This is a genomic window from Leptospira alexanderi serovar Manhao 3 str. L 60, assembly GCF_000243815.2.
GTDB classification, from domain to species: domain Bacteria; phylum Spirochaetota; class Leptospiria; order Leptospirales; family Leptospiraceae; genus Leptospira; species Leptospira alexanderi.
Window position 1 is genome coordinate 275,001 of record NZ_AHMT02000052.1, and the last position, 17,395, is coordinate 292,395.

At 41.0% G+C, this 17,395-nt stretch carries 14 protein-coding genes and 2 pseudogenes; 9 read left to right on the forward strand and 7 right to left on the reverse strand.

The genetic code is table 11. The annotated features are described in order from the left end of the window. The first annotated feature begins 2 nt into the window (after positions 1-2). From LEP1GSC062_RS17450 to LEP1GSC062_RS17475, 6 genes are all read left to right on the forward strand, one after another. The gene (locus LEP1GSC062_RS17450) at positions 3-1,526 is read left to right on the forward strand and encodes an aldo/keto reductase (protein ID WP_010578255.1); all 1,524 of its coding nucleotides are present in this window, start codon (positions 3-5) and stop codon (positions 1,524-1,526) included. Next, entirely contained in the window at positions 1,516-1,980 is a 465-nt protein-coding gene (locus LEP1GSC062_RS17455; RefSeq protein ID WP_010578254.1) for a DUF309 domain-containing protein, read from the forward strand. The genes LEP1GSC062_RS17450 and LEP1GSC062_RS17455 overlap by 11 nt, the downstream gene beginning before the upstream one ends. A 1-nt stretch (position 1,981) precedes the next feature. After that, entirely contained in the window at positions 1,982-2,860 is an 879-nt protein-coding gene (locus tag LEP1GSC062_RS17460) for an alpha/beta fold hydrolase (RefSeq protein ID WP_020984839.1), read from the forward strand. A 394-nt stretch (positions 2,861-3,254) separates the two neighbouring features. Continuing rightward, on the forward strand, positions 3,255-4,097 hold the full coding sequence (locus tag LEP1GSC062_RS17465; protein WP_020984927.1) for an LA_0442/LA_0875 N-terminal domain-containing protein: 843 nt from the start codon (positions 3,255-3,257) through the stop codon (positions 4,095-4,097). Positions 4,098-4,106: 9 nt separating this feature from the next. Then, the gene (locus LEP1GSC062_RS17470) at positions 4,107-5,438 is read left to right on the forward strand and encodes an LIC11996 family lipoprotein (RefSeq protein ID WP_020984880.1); all 1,332 of its coding nucleotides are present in this window, start codon (positions 4,107-4,109) and stop codon (positions 5,436-5,438) included. Positions 5,439-5,521: 83 nt separating this feature from the next. Continuing rightward, complete coding sequence (locus LEP1GSC062_RS17475; protein ID WP_020984821.1) at positions 5,522-5,737, forward strand: hypothetical protein; 216 nt, start codon at positions 5,522-5,524, stop codon at positions 5,735-5,737. A gap of 529 nt (positions 5,738-6,266) precedes the next feature. On the opposite strand, the gene LEP1GSC062_RS17480 is transcribed toward LEP1GSC062_RS17475, so the two are convergent. From LEP1GSC062_RS17480 to serA, 3 genes are all read right to left on the reverse strand, one after another. Beyond that, positions 6,267-6,695 (reverse strand): PaaI family thioesterase, encoded by a 429-nt coding sequence (locus LEP1GSC062_RS17480; protein ID WP_020984835.1) that lies wholly within the window; start codon positions 6,693-6,695, stop codon positions 6,267-6,269. Positions 6,696-7,061: 366 nt separating this feature from the next. Then, the gene (locus tag LEP1GSC062_RS17485) at positions 7,062-7,367 is read right to left on the reverse strand and encodes a PilZ domain-containing protein (protein ID WP_039942498.1); all 306 of its coding nucleotides are present in this window, start codon (positions 7,365-7,367) and stop codon (positions 7,062-7,064) included. A 128-nt stretch (positions 7,368-7,495) separates the two neighbouring features. Continuing rightward, positions 7,496-8,719: a phosphoglycerate dehydrogenase gene (serA, locus tag LEP1GSC062_RS17490; protein ID WP_010578248.1), complete on the reverse strand. Its 1,224-nt coding sequence runs from the start codon at positions 8,717-8,719 to the stop codon at positions 7,496-7,498. A gap of 117 nt (positions 8,720-8,836) precedes the next feature. Between serA and LEP1GSC062_RS17495 the strand changes: the two genes are divergently transcribed. Next, the gene (locus tag LEP1GSC062_RS17495) at positions 8,837-9,472 is read left to right on the forward strand and encodes a hypothetical protein (protein WP_010578247.1); all 636 of its coding nucleotides are present in this window, start codon (positions 8,837-8,839) and stop codon (positions 9,470-9,472) included. A gap of 392 nt (positions 9,473-9,864) precedes the next feature. On the opposite strand, the pseudogene LEP1GSC062_RS25630 reads toward LEP1GSC062_RS17495, so the two are convergent. The 3 genes and pseudogenes from LEP1GSC062_RS25630 to LEP1GSC062_RS17505 form a co-directional block, all read right to left on the reverse strand. Next, positions 9,865-9,999, reverse strand: a pseudogene (locus tag LEP1GSC062_RS25630) (integrase core domain-containing protein); the annotation flags it as partial. Between the two features lie 240 nt (positions 10,000-10,239). Next, a pseudogene (locus tag LEP1GSC062_RS25635) lies at positions 10,240-10,359 on the reverse strand (transposase); the annotation flags it as partial. Between the two features lie 132 nt (positions 10,360-10,491). Then, positions 10,492-14,160 (reverse strand): tetratricopeptide repeat protein, encoded by a 3,669-nt coding sequence (locus LEP1GSC062_RS17505; protein WP_020984855.1) that lies wholly within the window; start codon positions 14,158-14,160, stop codon positions 10,492-10,494. A gap of 152 nt (positions 14,161-14,312) precedes the next feature. On the opposite strand from LEP1GSC062_RS17505, the gene LEP1GSC062_RS17510 reads away from it, so the two are divergent. Both LEP1GSC062_RS17510 and LEP1GSC062_RS17515 read left to right on the forward strand, forming a co-directional pair. After that, entirely contained in the window at positions 14,313-15,224 is a 912-nt protein-coding gene (locus tag LEP1GSC062_RS17510; protein ID WP_010578245.1) for an early set domain-containing protein, read from the forward strand. Positions 15,225-15,578: 354 nt separating this feature from the next. Further along, positions 15,579-16,328, forward strand: a complete 750-nt coding sequence (locus LEP1GSC062_RS17515) for a hypothetical protein (RefSeq protein WP_020984924.1) — start codon at positions 15,579-15,581, stop codon at positions 16,326-16,328. A 78-nt stretch (positions 16,329-16,406) separates the two neighbouring features. On the opposite strand, the gene trxB is transcribed toward LEP1GSC062_RS17515, so the two are convergent. Then, positions 16,407-17,354, reverse strand: a complete 948-nt coding sequence (gene trxB / locus LEP1GSC062_RS17520; protein ID WP_020984916.1) for a thioredoxin-disulfide reductase — start codon at positions 17,352-17,354, stop codon at positions 16,407-16,409. Positions 17,355-17,395: the final 41 nt, after the last annotated feature.

Consider the following 17,395-nt stretch of genomic DNA (forward strand, 5'->3'; position numbering starts at 1 on the left):
CAATGAACCCATCTGATCCGTTCCAAGAACTTTATCAAAAAAACAGACTCGAAGGTAGTTCCGAGCCACAGGCGACAAAAGAGTATTCTCTTTCCAAAAAAAAATCGGATAAAAAGAAAACTTTAAACCCCTATTTTTCCTTTCGAGGGAGAACGTTGTCAAGGATCGCATTCGGGTGTTACAGAGTAGGGCTCGAATCTCCCGAACACGAAAAGGCGATGGAACTTTCCTTTTCGGAAGGATTTAACGTAATCGATACTTCCTCCAATTATGGAAACGGAGAAAGTGAAAGTTTAGTCGGTAAGGTTCTTCGAAAAAAAATTAGAGCGGGAGAATTAAAACGAGAAAATGTTTTTATCGTAACTAAGGCCGGATATATCCAAGGGAGAAACCTACAGATCGTAACAGAACTCGAGAAACAAAATAGGGAATTCCCGGAGATTACTTATTATTCGGAAGAATGTTATCATTGTATTCATCCTTTTTTCTTAGAGGATCAGTTGGAGAGATCGCTTCAGCGGCTTGGTTTGGAAACCGTAGACGTGTTTCTTCTCCACAACCCGGAATACTTTTTGATGGATCGAGAGAAACATAACGTATCTAAGGAAAAGGCCACCGAACAATATTACGAAAGGATTCAAAACTCATTTCGATTTTTGGAACAAAAGCGGAAAGAGGGAAAAATATTATATTACGGGATCTCATCCAATACTTTTCCGGAAGATTCGCAAAAATATACCGCAACTTCTCTGACTCGAATCTTAAGGATTGCAAAGGAAATTCAAGATGAACTCGGATTGGATGAATCCGGTTTTGCAGTTGTCCAATTTCCGGGAAATCTTTTGGAAAACGGATTTTTGGATCCAAAGTTTGAAGGAAAAAATTTAGTTTCTCTCATCCATGAGAACGGACTTTTACCTCTGATCAATCGTCCGTTAAACGCAATCTCAAGTTCCGGAAACATTCGCAGACTTTCTTATGACCCAAAGAAAAAAAGCGGGGACGTTATACTACTTTTGAAGAAGAAATTAGAGGCAATCTACGAAAGAGAAGAAAAATCGCTTTCGATTCTGCCCCAAGGCTCGGTCAAATATACTTTTCGAACCGTAACCGAACCGTATATAGATCAGTTTCAAAACCAGGATCATCTGAATCAGTTTTTGGAAAGAACCGTGATCCCGATTTTACAACAACTGATTTCTCAGATCGAAAAGATAGGCGGACAAAAAGCGCAAACCGAATACATCGAAACTCTGAACGAGGCGCTCCCCATTTTAGAACAGTATGTGTTTGAAAAAAACGTTCTGGATAGAAGCGGACTCTATGAGGAAATTCTAAAGTGTTATCCGAAGTATCAGGGTTGGAACCTTTCCACGATAGTACTTCATCTGCTTCACTCTTCCCTAGGAGAAGGTGTGGTTCTACTCGGGATGAGAAGGGAGGAATACGTGAAGGATGCGAGTCTTTCCTTTGAGGCGCCCGCGAGCGATATTCAATACCAGGATTGGAAAAGATTTGAAGTTTGATCCTGAAATCGTAGCTCTTTTAGAACATATTACCTCTACTTCCGATCCGGAAGAGACAATCGATTTCGCTTATCAAAACGGAGAAAGATTGTTCCGAGAGGGAAAATACTTCGAGGCGCACGAGGTGCTTGAGTTTCAATGGAAAAAGGATTTCGGGATTAGGAAGATCTTTCTTCAAGGAATCATCCAGCTTTCCGTTTCTCTTCATAAGATATATGGAAAGCCGAACGGTCGAGGATCTAGGATGCAGGCGGAAAGGTCCAAGGAAAAATTGGAAGCGGTTTTCAAATCTGGAGATTTGAGCGAAAAGGGAAGGCAGACGATATTCGATTTACTTCAAAGTTTGGATCAGATCTTAAACCTTTACGAAGGAGACGAACTTCTTGTCGAAAAAGTTTCTACTTTCTGTATTCCAAGTCTTCCGAAAGAATGGCGGGAATTATTTAGAGGCTGATATGGGTGAGATAGAAAGCGGTTTTTTTCAATCTGGAGGATATAATCTTTCTTATAAAATTCATAAAAACGAAAAGAAACATTCGATACTTTTATTTCACGGATTTCAAGATGCATCGGATACGTTTCTCTATCAGTTTCCGTTTTTAACCAAACATTTCGATATTTATCGATTCGATTATAGAGGTCATGGGGATTCCGAATGGCTTCGGGAGGGGAACTATCACTTCATCCAAACTCTCGTGGATGTAAAGACGTTCGTCTCCAAATTTCTTCCCGAAAAGTTTCATATCTTAGGTCATTCGATGGGGGGAGGAATCGGAGCAAGATTTGCGGGAATTTATCCGGAGAAGATTTTAAGTCTGGTTTGTCTGGAAGGTTTTATGTCGATTCAAAATCCGGAGTTTGAAAAGAAACGTCTGAAAGCTTGGTTAGATACGCTCGAGAACAACGAAGTTGGGACTAGGGAAAGAAAGAATAAAAGTTTTTCGAATTTAGACGAATTGACAATTCGTTTGAAACCCGTTTATCCTAGATTGGATCCGAAAAAAGTTCGAGATTTGGCGACTTATCTTTCTAAAAAGACGGATACCGGATTTCAATGGAAAAACGATCCTCTTTACAAAAGAGGATTCCCTTTCATCTTTTCTCCGTATCTGACTCGTCATCTCTGGGAGTGTATTTCTTCTCCGACACTTATTATTTACGGAAAAGAAACGCATCTCATGCCTGAAAATAGGGAAGAAATCCTTTCCCATTTTAGACATCTAGAATATGTCGAAATGGAAAACGCGGGTCACAATATGCACCACGACCAACCCGAAAAACTGGAAGAATTGTTAAACGAATTCTACGCCAAACACGATTTTCTTTCTAAGTAGTTAGGATTTTAGGATCGTTCAAAACCGAGTTATTGTAGCCAAAAGAAATATTAAGTTATTCTAATTAATTCGCAATTTGTAGATGTCCCTTTGTGGATTGTAAAACGAAATTCGAAAAGTTTTCGGTCGGGCAACTCAAAGTGAAATCTTGTCGCAGTGGAAACGACGTTTCAGGTGTGGCCCTTAGTTTGGCTCTCAAATCGAATCCGCGGACCAATTTAAGAGTTTGTTCTAGAGTTCCATCGAAATATAATTGAGATGTTTTTGAAATGGTTTCTAGATCGTTGAATAAAAAAATATTGATAATAGGAATTGCGGTCGGTTAACGTCCCTTGGGAAAGAATTCAGCCTCGTTTTCAAACGGAAATTCTAAGAATTCTTTTGTGAAATTCAGATGGATTTTTTACAGAATAGAATGATTTTCCCATTCCGATCGATTGTAATCCTTTTTATGTTCTCTTCGTTTTCTCTTTGGAGTGCGCAGACGATTCTTTTAAAAGATGGAACCTCGATTAAAGGTAAAGTTACTGTTCAAAACGAAAAAATCATAACAATTCGTATGGAAAATGGAAGCGTTCAGACCTTATCTAAAAATGGAGTTCTCAAGGTAATTTACAAAGACGTAAGCGAAGAGGAAGCCAAGCAAATCCGTAAGAAAGAAGAAGCTAAGACCCGGGAATTTAAATCGACAGGCGATAAAAAAAAGATCAAAAAAGATACGATCCTATCTAAATCGGAAATACGGAATTTTAGGACGAGAAGTCGTTGGGATCTAGTTTGGAGATCGGCCGTTCTTCCCGGTTGGGGACATTATAAAGTAGATCGAAAAAAAATCGGTATATTTTACGGGGCGCTTTTTTGGGGAGGAGTTGTTCTGACCGTACTTTCCACCGAAGAAATTGAGAGAAAAAAATCCGAATATAAAGATGCCGCGCTTATCGGGCAAATCAGTGAAAATCTTCTGATCAGAGAAGCGATTCTAAATGGGAAACGCTCCGAGTATAAGAAGTCGGTTGATGAATATGAAAACATTGTAATCGGAACCGTCCTGATTTATTTTATCCAGCTAACGCATTCTTATTTTACGGGTGTAAATTGGGAAAAGGAGAAAATCGTTGCTCCAGGTGGGGCAATTCTCCCCAAAGGAATCCAATTGGATTCTATGAGGGAGACCAATTTTCTAAACTCGAAGATGACGGATTGGAGAGCGGAAGTTCGATATAATTGGTTTTTTTAGAAATTTTATATGAAAAAATATTATTTTATTCTAATGTTATTGGCGTTTTTGAGTTGTTATAAGTTCGAGGAAAGTCCTTTCGATTCCGCCGGAATTTTCAGTTTAATTCGGGCGCTTCTTTCCACTTCCAAAGAAGGGTATACGAATTTTATGATGAATCGACACTCCGCGTTTCGTAAAGCGAATACGGATACGTATGTTTCTTATATCCGAAGAAACTTTGGTTCTTCGGATAATCCGAAAAATCGAATCGACCTAATTGTCGCGAATGAAAATTCAACGGATATGATTCCTACCAATATTCCGATGGTCGGGAATCAGGTTACGAGTATGATCGGATACGGTTACAATCCGGCAAATACGAATAATAAGTATTCTATTCTTTTCGAAGTCAAAAGCGCGGATACTTCGGGTGCTTTCACTTACGAATATTATTATTGGGCTGGTTTCGCGCTTCCGCAATCCGGAAGCAGAATGACTTTCACAAAAGTTTTTCCCGCAATTTCGGGGGAAAAAATCGTCGGTTTCGGAGCGTATAACGTAGGGATTGTGGAAAAAGCGGTTTTTTGCGAACAACCGATTTCAACGAATACTACCACTTGTTATAACGTAGACAGCGATTTTACCAATCGTATTACAATTCCGGGACCTATCTCGACTAATTGTACCTATGTCGCGCATAATAATGCGGTGGGTTGGTGTGTTGATTCGATTTCCGGAGTTAGTTATTCATTTTATGTTACGGATGGGACGGTTACGGCGTTTGGTGTCAATCCGGTCGCTTTGGTTGCAAACTATAAGTCGGTTCCTTTCAACACGTTTGCAGGAACGAATCACTTCGATATCCAACCGGATCTTATCCAGTCGCATTATATAGAACATACAAACGATTCGATTCGAATTACTACGACTCCAGGGGATATTACTTCCTTAGGCTCTCTTACCTCTCCCGGGAACTCAAATCAGCAAGTTGTCTCTGCAGCTGCTCTTCTCGCGACGGATGTCATCGAATTTGTGCGTTCCTTCAACGTTGGCCCGGTTACATTCTTAGCTTTTGTAGCGATTCCAAGTGCGAAGACTCCGTCTACTTATCTTTATAGAAGCGCGGATGTTGGGGTTTCTTGGACCCGGATCAGTCAAGATGGTTTGGCGCTTCCAGCTCCGCAATACGACGCCGACCCGGTTCCGAGTTATACTGCCGCATTGGGTGTTTTTGGGACAAATTCAGGGACGGAGAAGTTACACTCATTTGTCAATGGATCGGCCTTGAAGCGTTATGTTTCCATAGACGGCGGGATAACTTGGGTTCTTCAGGAAAAGATTCCATTGACTTCCGAATAAAAAATGTCTCATTTACAAAAAAAAGCTTGTACTTTCACCCATATTTCCAGAACATTTTTTCAACAATTTTTAAGGATGTTTTCATGCAAGAGCAGGGTGCAAAGTTTAAGAATCAGTTGGAAAGATACATCAATTATCGCGGGATCGATATCGTTTTGTATCTCAAAGACGGTTCTCGTGTGGAATTGGACCGCAATCGTAAAATGGTGGGCGAACGAGTCGTGTATTTTCCTTCAAAGAATCTTACGAGCGCCGTGGAGATTGCGAGTATCAGTCGCGCGGAATTTTTTGTAGCTTGATGAAATAGAATTCATTCTAGATCGGTTCAAAAAAAATCTTACGAAAAGTATCAGATTAAAGATCGACTCTCTCTTTCAGAAGATAAAAGAAAATACGATCTGGTGGTCATTATTATGGATTGGATCGTTCTTAAAAAATGGGTTCAAATTGTATTTTGCGACGTAGCTTTTTGAAAGAGGGGCGAAAGTTAAAACTTCGATCCTATTTTCTTTCTTTGATAAGGATTGTTTTTTATTTTGTTCGATTCAGGGTCTTATTGAAAAAGTAGGGATTCGTTATGTTTCCCACATGTTCTGTTTTTTACCGGAAAAGATTAGGGCTGCGCAGATAAGAATTTATTTGGTTCATGAGCGCCAAAGTCAGTTTCTTTACTGATTCTACATAAAGGAGTACCGTCAATTTTAGCACAAATTGCCATTTAAAGACAGAATCTTGGGCACTTATTATGTAGAAAATCAGTAAGGTTATGGATTTTGAAAATTTCAAATGAATGAAATCTAGTGAAAGAAAAAGTAATTTTTGAATATTTTAATTTTCTAATTTAACTACCCAGGTGGAGAATAGTTCTGCAACTAAGCTTCCTTCTTCGTCGAAGGCTTGGGAAATCAATTTTATAATCGAACGCTTTTGTTCCGTGATTTCGCTTTTAATCCTCACTTTTCCTTTTGTAACACTTTTACGATATTTGATTTCGGCGGTTGCGGTTGCCATAAATTTATATTTTAAATTGGAAGATCGAATCCAAGCGGCCATCGCGGCTCCAGCCGAACTGTCCATTGCGGAAAAAAGCGCGCCTCCGTGAACGATCTTAACCGGATTGAAAAAAGAGTCGTCAACCTTGATTTCGTATTCGCTTTTTCCTGGGCTAACGGAGAGAATTTTATAACCGATTTTATGGGAAAATTGGTCTTGTTCTTGAAAATACTCCGCAAACTCTTTTGTATCCGCTTCGGGCATTGAGGAAAATGGATTCATATGGAATTAGATTTTTTATGAGAACTTCTTTGTCAATTCGTACAAAGATTGCCGGAAAGGTTGAACGGACAACGGATCGATTTTGAAAAAATTAAAGTTTGATTTGAAAGTTGGCACGATGGGAGGGTGAAACACACAGTAGCTCCATAAAGAATACATTTTGAAATCGTACTTTTAGAAAATCCTTTGCTCGCTTTATTGTAGAACAAAATGAAAAATTTTTGAGATTTGGGTATTCTAAGAAGCGAATTTTCCTCAGCAGAAAAGATAGAGAGATTGTGAATATTCTAATTGGTCAATCCAAGTAAAAACGAATCAACCGGAGCGCACATTTTATAAATGGACCGTTTAAGAAAGATCCCGAATTAAGTCTTCAATCTCTTGGATCTTATTAAAATCTTTTTCCGTATAGTTCATATAGAGATCATACTCCGATTCCGAAATTTTGTCGCAACGGATCACTTTGACCGGAATTTGAATCGCTCCGGAAAGACTAATCGTTCCTAGTTTGAGTTCTAAGATCGTTCCAGGTTCAATGGGAGAGTCGGTTCTGTGGAGCAAACCTTTCAGGATATTTTCAGCCAACCGAAGGTTTTGACCGGTCAATTGGCTCAGATAGACCGTGACTGTGTTTGGAATTCTATTGTAATGCATGGCACAACGATGCAAAACTCCACCAGATTCGATCAAGCAAAATCCTAAAATTTCTCTCGGGAGCTGGGATTTATTATATTAAATTTTCATTATATTCTAGCGCACTACTTTCGGTAATGGCAAAATGTTCAGTAAAGAATTCGAGTTTTAATCGAAAACGGATGTTTTTCGATTTTTTCCTTGAGTTCGTTTCCAACGGATTTGTCGATCACCATCGATAGATAACCGATTTCCGCGCTGGTTCCCAAGTGTTGGGAGCTGATATTTGCGCCGATTTCCGAAACCATAGAGTTGATGTCCTTTAAAAAGCCGGGTTGGTTTTTATGAACGTTTAGAATTCTATACTGACCGGACGGCAATGGTGTGATTTCCAGGTTCGGAAAATTTACGGAAAAAGTAGTCGAACCGTTGTTTACGAATTTTAAAAGTTTACTCGCGACTTCGGAACCGATGTTTTTTTGCGCTTCTTCGGTGCTGCCTCCTATATGCGGGGTAAGAATCACGTTAGGCAGGTTTTGCATCGGAGTTAAAAACGGATCGTTGTTCGATTCGGGTTCTTGTGGAAAAACGTCGATTCCCGCTCCGGAAATATGACCGGACTTGATTGCTTGTGCAAGTGCTTCCAGATCTACAACTTTCCCTCTGGAAAGGTTAATCATGTATGCACCTTTTTTGGTGATCTCGATTTCTTTTTTTCCGTAGAGATTCATCGTTTGAGGAGTTTCCGGAACGTGGAATGTGATGAAATCCGAGTTCTTTAAAAGCTCCTGATAACTTTCGACCGGAGTTGCGTTTCCGAGAGGAAGAACCATTTGGACGTCGTAGTAGATGACCTTCATTCCCATCGCTTCTGCGAGAACGGAGACTTGGCTTCCGATATGACCATAACCTACGATTCCGATCGTTTTACCTCGAACTTCGAAACAATTTTTGGAGATTTTGTTCCAAATTCCGGAATGAGTATTTCGGATATGATCTGGAACTCTTCTGGCGAGCATGATGATTTCGGAAATCACGAGTTCTGCGACGGAACGAGTGTTGGAATAAGGGGCATTGAATACAGGAATTCCTTTTTTTTCCGCTCCGGAAAGATCTACCTGGTTGGTTCCGATGCAAAAACAACCGATTGTCAAAAGTCTTTTGGCTTTTTCTAAAATGGCGGAAGTTACGTTGGTTTTACTTCGAATTCCCAGAACGTGGACATTTTCAATTTCATCCAAAAGTTCTTTTGCCGAATAGGCCGCAGGGAGAAGACGCACATTAAAACCGTCTTTCTTGAACATATCAAACGCATCTTGGTGAACGTTTTCGAGAAGGAGAACATTGATCTTATCTTTTGGAAATGAAATCATTTACCTACCAAGATTTCAAGAATGCGATTCCCTGAAAATTGAATTTTTACTTGGCTTGTTACGGAAAAAATCCTAGTTTGAGAAAAGCTCTTCAAAGACGAAATTTGATCTTCTTTTTTGGAATTCTCCGGTTCTTATGGAGAATTCATTGGAATTTCCTTTCAAATCCAAGGTATACTAAAAAAATTGGGGGAAACAATTTTGGGGGAACTTTTGAAGATTCTGTTTTTCATTTTTCTTTTTTGTCTCAGCCTGTTTACAGGAATCGGCTGTTCTTCTGGCGATTCTATCCGTCGAACTCCCGAACCGGCTCTCGAACAGGTCTTATTCAATTCGGATTCTCTCTGTCCTGGATTTCATCTTTTTTGCTCCGGTGGGGACACTCGATCTTTGAGTTTTCGAGGTGTTTTTAAAAATTCAACTTCTGAAAAATCTATCTTTCTAGATTACTATCTCAGTTCTTTCGAGGTTAGTTTTCCGGTCGGAGTTTCCTTAAAACTTGACGGGGCTTGGTTCAATCTTCGCAAAGTAGGAACCGATTATTCTGATTCCGTTCGAATTTCCTCTTTTGTTCCGACAGAAGTCGCCGATAAAATCATTCATGCAAAGGAAGTTGCGTTCAGTTTCTCCTCCAGAGAAAAAACAACAAACCAATTTTTTTCTCCCGCAGAAGCGGCAAAATTTCAATTCCTATTAAAATCGCTTCGAGAAAGATTAGATACTCAATCAAAGTTGAATATTCTGAATCCTTAATTTTTATGTTTTAATATGAGCGAGTGTTGATCTTTGAGTATTTTCGAGTGTGAGAGTATGTTTTAAAACTTGCTGGATTTTTGGAGAATATTGAATAATTTAAACGTAAAACTCGATATTTCCAAGTTTGTAGATTGGAATTTCGTCTCGATCCTGAAATCTATTGCGTTAGTCTTGCTGCCTTCAGTTTTTCAAGGCGATATCTTAGATGTCAGGTTTTTAGGGGGGCAGTGGATAGGCGTAAATGTTGACCCACGTTGCGACCCATAGGAAGCAATGTGTTTGAGTTTTCTTTTTGACCCGTGGTTTCTCCTATTTTTAGTAAATTTATTTTCGAATGAGCTGGGCGTTTCAAAGAGAAGCGACTCATGGGGTCTAACATTGTTGCAAAGAAAAACGGCTTGATTGAGAGCGATTTGAGCTTCTTTAAAACAATTAAAAGTATTATGTAACCCGAATTCGAATTTAAGAGTTTTATTAATTCTTTCCGCGAGAGAGTTTTCATAACAATGGTTTTCTTCGGTCATGCTGATCCCGTGGTCTGCGTTGAGTTGTTGATTAAATTAGGATATTTGAAAAAAGGGTGGTTTGAATTTGTGGTTCTCGCATATTTTCTTTGTTTTTCCAAAAGAAGATGATTCTTTTTTAGAAGGCGAAAACCTTATCCCTACCCATTTTGATACAATATTCTCGCAGGACAGGTTTCAACAATCTCATAAAGCTTTCTGCCTCCCGTTGCAGGCAAAAGATATCGAACTCACGTTATCTTAATATTCAATTTCTATAATGTTATTTCGGCTTCTTGGATACAAGATAACCATAGTTTTTTTTAGATTTATCTTTGAATCTCTCTTCGCAACCTTGACTAAACTCTTGTAAAGAACATTAGAGTTGTTGAAAAATTAATTCTCTATCCGTTTCTACTTCATTGAAATGGAAGTTTGAAGCGGTTTTGTTAATCTGAATCATGGAATTTTTCAACAACTCTATTCTCTATCGTCACATGCGATAACGCTTTTTCATTCTCTCGTCAACTTTTTAACGCTGTCCAAAGTAGGAGAGAGCCAGTCTTCCAGAAGAGGATCTTGACCGATGGCTTCTTTTTTGAACATGAGATCCTTGTTCGACATTGCGATTTCCGAAATCTCGTTGATTTTTCTTGCGGTTTCGATCGCCTTCCAATAATGTTTCAGAGCTTCGGCAGTGTTTCCCTGTTTTTCATAGACCGCGCCGATGTTGTTATAAGCGGCGACTAATGTCTGATAGACTTCCTGGTGATATGGATCATCCGGCTTGGGGAGGCCCATATTCAAAAGTCTTTCTTCCATATCGTCTTGAACTTTGAGATAGTTTCCAAGACTCGCCTTATATTGGCCTGTATAAAAGAAAGCGTTTGCTTTACCCATGAGCAAGGTGGAATGGTTGTACTCGTCCTCGTCTTCAAAACCGGCCCATTCGTTGAGGGAAGTGGCAAAGTCTCCGTTCATATAATCCACCCAACCTTTGAAGTAGCGAAGTTCTCTTTGGATTCCTATGGGAAGGGGAGTTCTCCATCTGCGAATGAGGGTGAATTCGTTTTCATCAATTTGAACTGATTCCGCTTTGGAAAATCCATCCAGAGAATTTTTGAGTTCCATAGATCTTGTTTTTGCGACCGTATCCATCATGGTTCTTGCACGGAACGGATAAATTTTACGTCCCGGAAATTCGGTGATCTTATCTTTTTCATGAATCCCTGCCGCGGATAAATATTGGATTCTCGCCTTATCGAAATAGATGCGGCCCACGTTTCCTTGGATCAGTGTTTCGTCCTCTTCTCTTGCTCCGTAGCTTTGTTTGTAATTCTCAAAACGTTTGAGGGATTCGTTTAACAATTTATCTGCTTCTGCGAAGTTTGCGAGACGAATCGCGTTTTCTGCGAGTTCTGTGGAAGCGAGATAATGAGCGGGATCGAGTGTCGCGGCTTTTTCGAAAAATCTTCTGGCTTGGATGGATTCCTTGATGGAAGCGAAATATCTTCCTCTTTGATAGTAGCCTTCCGCATATTGGGAACCTTCGATTTCCGTTCCGGTCACGGGATCTTCTTCCGTTTTATGATAGATGAGATCCAGAATTTCAAGAGCGTTGTCGTTGACTTCCATTCCTGAAACCTGATCCATAGGATTGATATTATAACGAATTCTTAATTCTTTTTTATTCAGATCGGTGTAGAAGGAAGCAAGTTTGGAAAGAACGTGAAGAGAAAGTTTCTTTTCTATATTCAGGTTGTTCTTGATCTGTCTGTGGTGGTTGATCACGAACTGAGGATTTCCGTCTTCCTTCCACATTTCGATGTAAGTGGAAAGTAGGCCACCTTGTCCAACGGAGCTCGAAGGATCGATCTCCACGATCTTATTGTAAAACGATGCGGCTTTGCCGAATTCCCTTCGGTTGTAATAAATTTTTGCGATTCCGGCGGTGGACTCCTCATCGTAGGGTTCGTTTCCGTCGGTATACACCTGTTTGAAAAAGTTAATCGCAAGCTGATCGTTTTTATATTTTCCGCCTCCGAGAGAAGGCTCGGTAAAAGAAGGCATAATGGAAGAATGGAATCTTCCCAAATTCTTATACGTTGGATTGTCGTGTGTTTGTTTTTCTAGACGCATCACAATATACGCGCCGGCTTTCATGATCTTTCTTTGAATTCCGTCTTGAGCGACGAGGAGCATACGATTTTCGCTTCCGGTCTTTCCTGCGATCGGAAGTTTTGCGTTATCCCAGACGTGGCCTTTGGCAAGGGTGATGATAGGAACCTTTTCGCGTTTGTCCCAAGCGTTGGAAGAAGGTTCTTCTCTTCCGGAGCCGAAATCGGGACTTACTTTACCAAATAATTTTTCAAAGGCTCTGTCGTATTCCTCAACTCTTGTATATTCCACACCGTAGAGATTCAAATACTTGAGATGGTTCGGGAGAATATTTTCTCCTCTAGCGAAAGATTCTTCCGCTTCGAAGAATTTTTTCTTTCGGGTCTCGCTGTTTTTCGGATAAACTCCCGCCTCGCGAATCAGAGTGAGGCCTTGTTCGTAATACTGAGCTGCTTGATTTGGAATGATGAAGTTTTTGTAAAATAACGTTCCGCCTACTACGAAAAAGATCGTAGCCGCGATTGTGATGATTGTCCTGCGGATTACTTTTTTTTGTCTTTGTAGGCCTTCTTTGGTATAAACAGGATCTGTAGAAATGATAGGAACTCCGTCTTTGGAGAATCCGCTCATTTTTTGAGAGATGGAAATAGTTTCTCCTAAGGCTCCGGAGAGGAAGTCGGCGATTTCTTGGGGAGAACTTTCGATCTTGATTAATTCTAAGAGTCCTTTTTGATCCCTAGGCGTTAGCCGATCTTGAACGATTGAATCAATCACCGCACGACGTAAAGTAGGCGGGTATCTGAGAATTTCTTTTTGTATGATTGCTAGTTCTTCGTCTTTGAGTCCCTTATCGATATCCTGTTTTTCTTCGTTTGCGAGCCCTTGCAGATCCGCTTCTAAGCCTAAGGAACTTCCGGAATCGAAATCTCTTCCATCCACATCGGACTCTAAGTCGGGACTGAAGGATTCGAAGGAAGAGTCCGCATCCGCCGGGATGTCGGATAACGTGTCTTCTTCTGTGGAAGGAACAAAATCGGCAAAAGGATCTTCGGAAACGGTAGCAGAAGAGGCGAGATTCGAAAACGGATCTTGTCCTGTAGGAGGACCTAAATCGCCAAAGTCGGCAAACGGATCGGATTCGGTTGAAGAAGGTCCCGAGTCCGCGGGGGAACTGAAAAAATCATCGTCCCCACCGCCGGGCTCCGCCGGGGACATAAATTCATCAAAAGAATCTCCTCTATCGGTAGAAGCGGGTTCTGTTCTGGAAAGATCGAACTCATCTCCTCCGCTTGGGGTTTCGAGTACATCCATTCCAGCAAATGGATCGGAACTGTCAGCGGTAGATTCGGGAATGGATGTGAATGTGTCCATATCCGCAAATGGATCTGTTTCCGAAGCGGGAGAAGATACGGATGAAAAATCATCTCCGATATCGGTTCCTCCGAACGGATCTGCTCCGGAAGATTCTTCCATTCCAGCAAATGGGTCGGGGGAATCTCCCGTCATTTCCTCTATACCAGCAAACGGATCTCCCTCATCCATACTCGTAGATTCTTCTCCGAATGAAAAATCATCAGGAGAAGGGCCCGCGCTCGTTTCTTCCGAAAGTCCAAAATCACTGAATGGATCCTGTTCTTCCGAAGTAGTCGGAGTCGGTTCGGAGTCCATTCCAAAATCTGCGAATGGGTCCGTTTGGTCGGAATCAACGGAAGGAGAAGTTTCAAAATTGTCTACTTGTTGTGTTTGTCCCGGTTCTGCTAAGAGTTCATCTAAATCGATATCGTCGTCTTCAAAAACTTTGGTAGGAGGTCTTTTCGGGCTTTCCGGTTCTGGAGATTCATAATCGGAATCTACTTCCTCACTTGCCTTTGAGGTAGGTTCTTCGGCTTCTTCCTCTTCGTCGTGAGAGAGTGTTTGAGTTCCGTATCCCATCTTCTGACGAAATACGGAAAGCATCGGATTGAGTTCTTCCGAAATTTCCGGATTCTTGGATAGAGGCTGAAGAATAGAATGAATTTGCTCTAGTTCAGCTTCGTTCAGTGGGGTAGAATTCGCCTCTGCCATGATTTCCTGCTAAATTATATCGGTAGGCCTGTGGATTCTCCAAGGAAAAAACTCTCCCTTAAATCGTGTAAACCCTATCCGAATCGAAAAAAAATTTATGTCCTATATAGGACTCGATCTGATTTCTGCGAAAGCGACTACGGATTTGCCTTATGCTTTTTCAGAAATTGATCGAACTTGTATCCAGAATGAAATCGATCCCTGTAATTAAAATTTTATTAATACTACTTTTGACGATAAGCGTTGCAATTGGTGCCGACGAAGATACAGGAAATTGGATCGGATCTTTTTCATCAGAAGACTACGAAGACTTTTTGGAACCTGTGGAAAAGGAGAAGATTTATTATTACTGGCAGATGGAAAAACTAAAAAAGGCCGTGGCTCCTAGATACATTCGTTACATCGATTCTACCTTATCTTTGGAAACTGGAAAGCTCCTCAATCGTGGAATTTTGTTCACCTTTGAAGGAATCGAAAACGAGGAGGTTTCTATATGCGGAAACTTTTCTCTTTGGAGATGTATTCCTTTGAAAAAGAACAGTCACGGAGTTTTTTATATTGTACTTAATCCAGAAAGTAGAGATACGATTCGAGAGGAACTTAAAATACTGGAATATAAGTTTAGAGTGGACGGTTTATTCACTCATGATCCGTCTAACCCGGATTCGGCGGAAGACGGAAACGGTTCCTTGGTTTCTAGATTGATCGCAATTCCTTCCGGGCCGGATAAACTCGCGACCACTCGAATTTTGGAAGATTCTCCCTATGAGGAATTGGAATATAGAACCGTCGAGTTTAGGATTTATGCCCCAGATGCAGAGATGATCACACTCGTTGGAGACTTCAATCATTGGGATCCGGAAGAGGACGTATTAAAAAAGGATAATGAAGTTTTTACTCTTATCAAAAAGATGAAACCTGGAAATTATCTCTATAATTTTGTTCAAGATGGAAAGATCATTTTGGATACCTTCAATCAGAACACAAGGCTTCGGGAAGATACGGGAGAAATTTCTTCTTATTTGACGGTTCCCGAACGTTCTTACGCTTTGGAGATAAAATAACGTGAGTTCGGCGTAAGAAAGTTTGGGCGAATCAGAAACTAAAGTGCAACGACTCCCTGAACTCAGCAAACACCTTCCTATGGGTCGGTGTTTAGGTCGCTCTGCGGATCGTCGTCGCAGCTTCGCGAATTTCATAGATAAAATGGCTCGCGACCGCGCTTTAACTCAATGTTGCTGCCTACGATCGCAACATAATGCTCCAATTCCTTTGGAATTTAACTCAATGTTTCTCCCTACGGGTCGAAACATATAATCGCTTTCGCATTTTGTTATACCGAACTCACGTTAAAATAGATTCTTTTTTCATTGACTTTTTTTCATTGACCTAGTATTTTCCCGGGCTTTTTTCTACTCATGGAAAAAATTCGACTGGGAGTTTACACGTTCGGGGTCATCGTCGTCGGGATTCTCGTCTTTACTCTTTCCAAAAGCTGGTTCATTTTAGACAGGGGGGTGGAGTTGGTGGAATCTGGCTCCTCCAAAGAAGACCCTACGACTCCCGCGGATAGGAGCGGGGACTTGTTCAATCATTCTGTGGTTCTTTGGGAACGTTATCTTTTTTATCCGTTTGAACTTTCTCGAGAAACGGTTGCCGGTTACAGAAAAAACCTGAATCACGCAAGAAATCTTACCGTAATCGATTTAGAATCCGGAAATCATCGGAAATTATTTAACCGAAACGTTTACATTTGGGATTACTTTACAGGTACGGACAAAGAAAAGGAAGCCGGAGAAACGACTGAAGAAGTCGAATTGGATTCGGTTTTGGCGCCTGGAATTTCCACGGGAAAAAATCTCATCTTGATCGGAATGACGGAAGATACGAACAAGGACGGATTCTTAAATCAAAAAGATCGAAAACAGGTTTTTGTGTATAATCCGATCGGTGCTACTCTTGTAGGGATTCTTCCGAGAAAATACTCTTTGGAAAAATTTCTTCCTTCTTCCGGCAAGGAAAGATTGGTGATGATCGTTTCTTTGGAAGAAGAGAAGGAAGAATCGAAAAAGAAGAAGCCGTCTCCCGCCGTTTCAAAACTTCCCGAAATCACATTCTATATTTATGATATTCGAAACAGAAGAGGAAGGCTCGTGGAGCGGCCGTGATAGTATTCCAAGTTTTCATCTAGATACGCGATCGAACGTTAAGTATCTTTTTAAATGGATAAGAATATTTTAAAATTCTTATCCTTCTCTGGACTCGAGCCAACGTTCCGCATCGAGTGCGGCCATACAGCCGGAACCCGCGGCGGAGACCGCCTGGCGATAGATCTTATCCTGAACGTCTCCTGCGGCAAAAACTCCTTCGATACTCGTTTTAGTGGAACCGGGTACGGTTTTGATATAACCGCTTTCATCCAGATCTAAAATTCCTTTGAAAATATCCGTATTCGGTTTGTGGCCAATTGCGTAAAAAAGTCCTCCGACTGAAAGTTCTTTTTTTTGACCGCTCATCGTGTCTTCCAAAGTCAAAGCGGTGAGATTTTTTCCATCTCCTTTTGCTTCCTTGACTTGTGAGTTCCAGATGATTTCGATTTTGGGATGAGTGGTCGCTCTCTTTTGCATAATTTTGGATGCGCGAAGAGAGTCTCTCCTGTGAACCAAATATACCTTAGAAGCAAATTTCGTTAAATGAGAGGCTTCTTCTACTGCCGAATCTCCGCCGCCTACGACGGCCAGTTCTTTGTTTCTATAAATCGGAAGAGCTCCATCGCAAACCGCACAGGCAGAGATCCCTCTTTGCCAATAGGTGTCTTCGCCGGTTACGTGCATTCTTCTTGCGGTGGCTCCGGTTGCTATAATTACCGCTTCGGCTTCAATAAGTTCTTCGTCCGACCAGAGTTTGAACGGCCTGGAGGAAAAATCTACTTTAGTGATGGTTTGTGTCAGGATTTTAGTTCCGTATTTGACGGATTGTTCTCGGAAGAGTTGGGTCAATTGGGTGCCGTCGATTCCATTCGGAAAACCGGGAAAGTTTTCGACTTCGGTAGTGGTTGTAAGCTGACCGCCTGCGGCAATTCCGCCCGCCATAAATCCTTCATACATCACCGGATTTAAGTTTGCTCTGGCTGCATAAATCGCGGCAGTATGCCCGGCCGGTCCGGAACCTATGATGACAATTTTGTGGGCCATGATTTCCTCGAATTAGAATGATTCTAAACTTGATCTATTTT